This is a genomic window from Paracoccus sp. PAMC 22219 (genome assembly GCF_000787695.1).
GTDB lineage: Bacteria > Pseudomonadota > Alphaproteobacteria > Rhodobacterales > Rhodobacteraceae > Paracoccus.
On sequence record NZ_BBPH01000031.1, the window covers coordinates 43,178 to 49,177 of the forward strand.

Genomic DNA, 6,000 nt, shown 5'->3' on the forward strand with positions numbered 1-6,000 from the left:
GCGACCTCACGAAATTGCGATACGGATGGATGACATGGCTTATTCGGCCGAACAGGCTGCCGATCTGGCGACACAGACGTTGATCCTGCTGGCGGATCGGCCGCAGGATCTGGCCCAGTTCATGGATGCCGCCGGTCTGCAGCCCGCGGATGTGCGCAACTTTGCCAGCCGGCCGGACGTCGCGCTGTTCCTGCTGGATTTTCTGGTCGAGAATGACGACCGCCTGTGCAGCTTTGCCGACAGTCTGGGCGTCCGTCCGGGCGACATCATGACGGCCCGCACGGCACTGTCGGGGCCGGGCAGCTATGGCTGGGACGCCGACTAGCGCTTTTCCGGTGGCGCTTTCCGATTTGTTTACGCCCTGCCGCTAGTCTCGGTTCGAATCGAGGTGGGCATGAAAAGTCTGATCAATCGCGCGATCGAAGAATTCCTCCGCGCCACGTATGGAGAAGACCTGGTCCAGTCGGTCGCCGACGAGGAGGCGGTGGCCGTGGGGCGGCTGGCGCCGCTTGGCGCGGGTTTCGGGACGGCGGCGCTGGAACGCGCCGCGTTCCGCCTGACCAAGCCCCTGCCCGAAATGTTCGAGGATCTGGGCGGTTGGATGACGCGCATCGAACCGGTGCGGCGGCTTTTGAGGTTCTCGGGCCGCGATTTCAAGGATTTCCTGCTGCGCCTGGAGGAGTTGCCGGGTCGCGCGCATCTGGTCCTGCCCGAGCTGGAGGTCCCGCGCCTGCAGGTCGAGGCCGAGGATCAGTCGGTCTGGCTGGTCATGCTGGAACCCGACCAGGTGTGGCAGCATCTGCTGGTCGGGTTGATCCGCGGCATGGCCGACGATTACGGCGCTTTGTGCCTGATCTCGGTCGAGGGATTGTCGATCCGCATCGACATCTGGGACGAACAATTCTTCGAAGGACGGATCTTCAGCTTGCAGGGCGCACAAATGACCGGCGCGGTGTCGTCGTGACCGGATTGTCCCTTTCGGCGCAGGCGCTTGGCCAATTGCTGCCCATGCATCTGTGGCTGTCCGCGACCGGGCAGGTGCTGTCCGTCGGCCCCACCCTGGCCAAGCTGATCCCGGACCTGTCCGACGGCCTGACCGACCGGCTGGTCAGCGGACGCGCGGGGCAGGGGCCATGCCCGCTGCAGGCGATCCGTACCGCGGTCGAGCACCGCCGCCGCCTGTTCCTGCGCGTGGTCCAGTCCCGCGACCTGGTCCTGCGCGGTCACGGCGTGCAGGTCGATGACGGAACGCTGCTGGTCAACCTCGGCTTCGGGATCGGCCTTCATCGCGCGATAAGGGCCGCGTCGCTGACCGACGATGATTTCGCGCCGTCCGAACTGGCGATGGAGCTGCTGTTCCTCCATGAGGCCAATCGCGGTGTTCTGACAGAGCTGTCCCGCTTCAACACACAGCTGGCGCAGTCACGGGAGCTGGCCCTGCTGCAGGCGCAAACCGATCCGCTGACCGGGCTGCAGAACCGCCGCGGACTGGAAATCGCGCTGTCGCTGTCCCTGCGCACGACCGATTTCGCGGACGAGGTCGCCCACCCCTTTGCGATCGCGCATCTGGACCTGGACCATTTCAAGCAGGTTAACGACCAGTTGGGCCACCAAGCGGGCGACGACCTGCTGCGCGCGGTTGGCGCTGTTCTACGCGGCCATATCCGCAAGGCCGACACGGCCGCGCGGATCGGCGGCGACGAATTCGTGCTGATCCTACGGGGAATGACCTCGCGCGCGGCCCTGCAACAGCTTGCGGACCGCATCATCGCGGCGATACGCGCCCTGTCGCCGCCAGAACTGACCGACCTGCAGGTTTCGGCAAGCCTGGGCATCCTCGTCTGGCATCCCGGTGGACCGGACCAGCCGGAACAGGTGCTGGCGATGGCGGACAAGGCGCTTTACGTCTCCAAGGGGGCGGGGCGCGGGCGCGCGACCATCCTCTAGCGGTATGGAACCACAACCGCTGACACTCAGGGACATCAAAACCGGCCTGCGATCGTCACGCGCGCAATCGCGCAATTATTTTTGCGCTAACGTGGTTTGTGTCGCCCCGCCGACAGTGTCGATTTGAGCGGTCGAATATGACCAAGCTGCGGATCGAGGGTGTGGTACCTCGTGGATTGTGATCAGTGATAGCACACTTGATCCGCTACCGATGGGCGCATGCGCCATCGCCACCCTGACGAAATGTCTGTTCCTGCGCGACGAGGTCGATATACTTGGCCCTGCATCGGCATTCGGGCAGGGGACATGCAGGCTTTTACCCCACGGACGGCTTCGGCAAAGGGCAGGACGTCTGTCCCGGTCCCCGATCTTCTGTCGATCCTGATCCGCCTGAAACCCGCCCTGATTGCCGATCTGGACACGTCGCGCCTGGCCGCGCTGCTGGCCGAAGCGAACCTCGTTCATATTCGCCGACCCAAGGACATCCTTCGCCAGGGAGAGCCCGCCGACTGGATATACCTGATCATCAAGGGGCGGATCGAGGTCAATTACCTGGACATCAACGGCAACCGCGTCATGGCGCATCTTGCCGCCCCCGGCGAAGTGCTGGGAGAGGTCGAGCAGTTTTCCGGCCGGACCTGTGCCGCCAGCTGCACCACGTTGCCAGATACGACGGTAATGCTGCTGGATGCCGCGATGATCCTGCGTCACGTTCCCGCCGACCTGCTGATGCGCAATTTCGCCAAGATCTTTCACGATCGGCTGACGCGGGACAACCGCCAGCATTCCGTCGCCATGTTCTATGCGGCCGAAGATCGCATCCGCATCAACCTGCTGACCATGACCAGCGTCGAAACCCCGCAGATCCAGCTGAGCCAGACCGATCTGGCGGCCATCGCCGGATGTTCGCGCCAGACCGTCAACAAGACCCTGTCGCAACTGCGCGCCGAAGGCATCGTCGAGATGGGCCGCGGAGAGATCCGCATCCTGGACCGCGCCCGGCTGAAGACCGCGCGCCCCGGCGGCGACCACGTGCTGCCCGATGAAGGGTTCGCCCGCAGCCCGGAACCCGCCCTGCCGATTGCGGTCATGCCGAAAGCGTGACCGCCGCGCGGCCGCAAGGGGCTGAGAATACGGACGTTCTGCGGTTATCTGGGGCCAGTCCCTCAGCGCCACCCGGAGACCGCATGGCCCACGACCCCAACCCAGCCCCCGTCCAAGACCGCAGCCTCGATCGCGCCGGCGACCGCTATGCCCGAGAGCTGGAGCGGCACCTGGACTGGCTGGACAGCTTCACCTCGACCGCGCTTGGGGTGCTGTCGGCGGCATCGGGCATCTATACCTATCTGGGCGTGCGGACGCTGCTGGATGATCCGGGCTTGTGGACGACCTTTGCGGCGCTGGCCTATTCCATCGCCGTGTCGGTGGGCATCTTCGTCTTCTGGTCCTACATGCTGCGGCTGTTGCCGGCGGTCCGGTCGGCGGCGTCGCGGGTGGGCCTGCTGCTGACGATGGCGCTTGGTTCGGTGGCGATCGTCGCGATGTCGTCCTGGCTGAACGCGGCGGCGCTGGCAGGGACGGCGGCGGTGGAAACCCACATGGCCGCGACCGTGCAGACCTATCAGACCTCGCTGGAACGCGCGCATGCCAATGCGGTGGCGGGGCAGGCGCTGTCGCGCGACGTGGCGCGCGTGCGGCAAGCTTGCGACCTGTCGGAGCAGGAGGCCGGGGGCACCCTGTCGGGCTTTTCGGGCCGCGGCGCGGTCTTTCGCGTCCTGACGCAGAAGGGCGCCGAACTGCAGGCGCTGGAGGATCAGCTGCTGGCCGCAGAGGCTCCCATCGAAGAGACCTTTGCCCAAGGCAACACCATTCTGTCGCGCATGCGCGGCACCTCGGTCGAGCCGGGACCGCTGGAGGACAGGACTGTCCGCTTTTCCGAAGACGCGGTCCAGCTGGCCGGTTTGATCACACAGCTGCGCCAACTGAACCCCGCGCCGCTGGTCGGGCGCGCCGCGCAGGACCTTGCCGATGCGGTCGTGCTGCCCGAACTGGACGGCACCACCGAGGCCACGCGCGCGGGCCAGTCAAGCACCATCACCTCGGTCCTGTCGCTGGTCGAACAGCGCGCCACCACCTTGGGCCAGGCCGCGACCGAGGTGATGGCGCTGCCACAGGTCGACGATGCGCTGTACACGCCCATGTCGGCGGCGGATGCGGTCATCGCCTATGCCGGCAATTTTGTCCCGGCATGGGCGGGCGCCATCGCCATCGACCTGCTGCCTGCGGTGCTGGTCTTCATCATCATGGTCGTGCAGGCCGCGATCCGGTCCGGCCGCGGAGAGGGTCACAGCGACGAGCGCATGACCGTCGGAGAGCTGCGCGCCGCCTTGGCCGCGTCCGATCTGCTGCGCCAGATCGACGCGACCCCGCCACCTGCGCCCGATCCCGCGCGGCGCGAGGTCTAGGCGATGGGGATGTTCTCGTCCCCGCACAAGGTGGTGCGGGCGGTGCTGGTGTCCCAGGTTCTGATGGCGGGGGCCATCGTCGGGTTGGACCTGATGCGCGCGCCGGGAACGGCGGCGCCGGGGCTTTACGCCCCACCCGCACAGGGGCCAAGCGTGCGCCCCTATCGCCCCGACCTGCGGCCGTCGGACCCGTCGCAACCGGGTGGCCCCGCCATGCGCGCCATGCCCGAGGCCCTGGAGTTCGATCAGGCCGACGATGCCATCACCGTCACGGGCCAGATCGCACCGGGCGACGCCGACCGCTTTGCCGCGTGGCTGGACCGGACGCGTCCCACGGCGACGCAGGTCACGCTGGACAGTTCGGGCGGGTCGGTGTCGGACGCCTTGGCCATCGGCCGGACGATCCGGGCCGCAGGGTATGGCACCACCGTTCCGGATGGCGCGGTCTGCCTGTCGGCCTGCCCCTATATCCTTGCGGGCGGTACGGCACGGCAGGTCGCCGCCGGAGGCGTGGTCGGCGTCCACCAGCACTATTTTGGCCAGAACACGATCCTGCCGGCCTTCATGGCGGTCAGCGACATGCAGCGCGCGCAGGCGGGGGTGATGGACTATCTGGTGCAGATGGGGGTCGATCTGCGGCTGATGACCTATGCCCTGCGCACCCCGCCGGCCGAGATCAACGTGCTGGAGCCGGATCTGATGGCGGAACTGGGCCTGACCACGCCTGTCGAAGGCTAGAAGATCGATCAGTGGTGGTGCGGGTAGAGGGACTTGAACCCCCACGCCTTGCGGCGCCAGAACCTAAATCTGGTGCGTCTGCCAATTTCGCCATACCCGCGCTGCCCGCGATCTAGCAAATGGTCGCGCGCAGTGCGAGGGGAAAAATCACCCGCGCCACCCTGCGATGACCGGGACAAGCCCGTCGATCAGGTCGTCCGCGATCAGCCCCGGCCCGTGCTGCCGCGCGACCGCCCCGTGCAGGCGCACCCCCAGGCAGGCCGCATCGAACGCAGGCAGGCCGCGGGCCAGCAACCCGGTGATGCTGCCCGCCAGAACGTCCCCCGATCCCGCTGTTGCAAGCCAGGGAATATGCAGGTCCGAATGGATCGCGACGCGCCCCTGCGGATCGGCGATGACCGTGTCGGGACCTTCAGCACGACGACCGCACCGATGCGCAGGGCGGCTTCGCGCAGGATCGTGGGCTTGGGGCGGGCGGGCGTGTCGGTGGACAGCTGTGCGGCAAGGTCGGGAAACAGGCGGGCGAACTCTCCGCCATGCGGGGTCAGGACGCAGTCGGGGGGCAGGGGTCCGGGGTCCCCGGCCAATGCGGTCAGCGCATCTGCATCCAGCACCATCGGGCGTCCCGCAGCCCGCGCCGCTGGCAGCAGCGCCGCCGCCCGCGTGACGCCACAGCCCGGCCCAAGGCACAGCGCCATGCCGCGGCGGTCGGACAATATCTGCGCCAGCGCATTGGCATCATCGACCGCGCGCCGCATCAGCGCATCGGGGGGAACCGCATGTTCGGCCATCGCGGCGGCCGGGGGCGCCAGCGTCACCAGCCCCGCGCCGACCCGCAACGCCGCCCGCG

Annotated in this window: 6 protein-coding genes, 1 tRNA gene and 1 pseudogene; 6 read left to right on the top strand and 2 right to left on the bottom strand. The window is 67.4% G+C overall.

Features of this window, described 5'->3' with window-relative positions:
* Window positions 1-34 precede the first annotated feature (34 nt).
* The 6 genes from TY51_RS05280 to TY51_RS05305 all read left to right on the top strand — a co-directional run bounded on the left by TY51_RS05280 (window position 35) and on the right by TY51_RS05305 (window position 5,150).
* Window positions 35-325, top strand: coding sequence for a DUF3572 family protein (locus TY51_RS05280; protein ID WP_197054649.1), 291 nt, complete (start codon window positions 35-37; stop codon window positions 323-325).
* 69 nt (window positions 326-394) lie between these two features.
* Window positions 395-964: a heme NO-binding domain-containing protein gene (locus tag TY51_RS05285; RefSeq protein WP_052649816.1), complete on the top strand. Its 570-nt coding sequence runs from the start codon at window positions 395-397 to the stop codon at window positions 962-964.
* Window positions 961-1,947, top strand: coding sequence for a GGDEF domain-containing protein (locus TY51_RS05290; protein ID WP_052649818.1), 987 nt, complete (start codon window positions 961-963; stop codon window positions 1,945-1,947). Before TY51_RS05285 ends, TY51_RS05290 begins: the two co-directional genes overlap by 4 nt.
* Before the next feature lie 306 nt (window positions 1,948-2,253).
* Entirely contained in the window at window positions 2,254-3,051 is a 798-nt protein-coding gene (locus tag TY51_RS20100; protein ID WP_052649820.1) for a Crp/Fnr family transcriptional regulator, read from the top strand.
* Between the two features lie 83 nt (window positions 3,052-3,134).
* Window positions 3,135-4,412, top strand: coding sequence for a hypothetical protein (locus tag TY51_RS05300; RefSeq protein ID WP_042246813.1), 1,278 nt, complete (start codon window positions 3,135-3,137; stop codon window positions 4,410-4,412).
* Between the two features lie 3 nt (window positions 4,413-4,415).
* Entirely contained in the window at window positions 4,416-5,150 is a 735-nt protein-coding gene (locus TY51_RS05305) for a hypothetical protein (protein WP_042246817.1), read from the top strand.
* Window positions 5,151-5,165: 15 nt separating this feature from the next.
* On the opposite strand, the gene TY51_RS05310 is transcribed toward TY51_RS05305, so the two are convergent.
* Both TY51_RS05310 and TY51_RS05315 read right to left on the bottom strand, forming a co-directional pair.
* Window positions 5,166-5,250: transfer RNA gene (locus tag TY51_RS05310), tRNA-Leu, on the bottom strand.
* 47 nt (window positions 5,251-5,297) lie between these two features.
* Window positions 5,298-5,941, bottom strand: a pseudogene (locus tag TY51_RS05315) (NAD(P)H-hydrate dehydratase).
* Window positions 5,942-6,000: the final 59 nt, after the last annotated feature.